The sequence below is a fragment of the Mesorhizobium sp. M1E.F.Ca.ET.063.01.1.1 genome (assembly GCF_003998155.1).
Taxonomy (GTDB): Bacteria; Pseudomonadota; Alphaproteobacteria; order Rhizobiales; family Rhizobiaceae; genus Mesorhizobium.
Window position 1 is genome coordinate 1 of record NZ_RZSC01001566.1, and the last position, 483, is coordinate 483.

At 65.8% G+C, this 483-nt stretch carries 1 pseudogene; it reads left to right on the plus strand.

Annotated features, from left to right (window positions below):
- Positions 1–459, plus strand: a pseudogene (locus EOA29_RS39810) (single-stranded-DNA-specific exonuclease RecJ); the annotation flags it as partial.
- Positions 460–483: the final 24 nt, after the last annotated feature.

Below are 483 nucleotides of genomic sequence, written 5' to 3' on the forward strand. Positions count from 1 at the left end.
GGCATGGCGGCCGGCATCACCGTCGAGCGCGCCAAGCTCGGCGCGCTCAGAGCCTTCTTCGAGGAGCGCGCGGCGGCGGACGTGTTCCGGCTGCAGAGCGAGGAAAGCCTGGCGATCGACGGAGCCTTAGCCGCCGAGGGCGCGACGCTTTCGCTTCTCGATGCGCTGGAAAAAGCCGGCCCGTTCGGTGCCGGGCATATCGCGCCGGTATTCGTGCTGCCGCGTCACAGGCTTGCCGATGCGCGGCCGATCGGCACCAATCACATCCGCGCCGACCTGCAGTCGCAAAGCGGCGGCAACATCCAGGCGATCGCATTCCGCGCCGTCGACACCGCGCTCGGCGAATTTCTGTTCAAGAACAGAGGCAAGACCGTGCATGTCGCCGGTTCGCTCTCGGCGAACCATTGGAACGGCAATCGCACGGTGCAATTCCGCATCATGGATGCGGCGCTCGCATAAGGCGGGGAAAAATCAGGCCAGGAC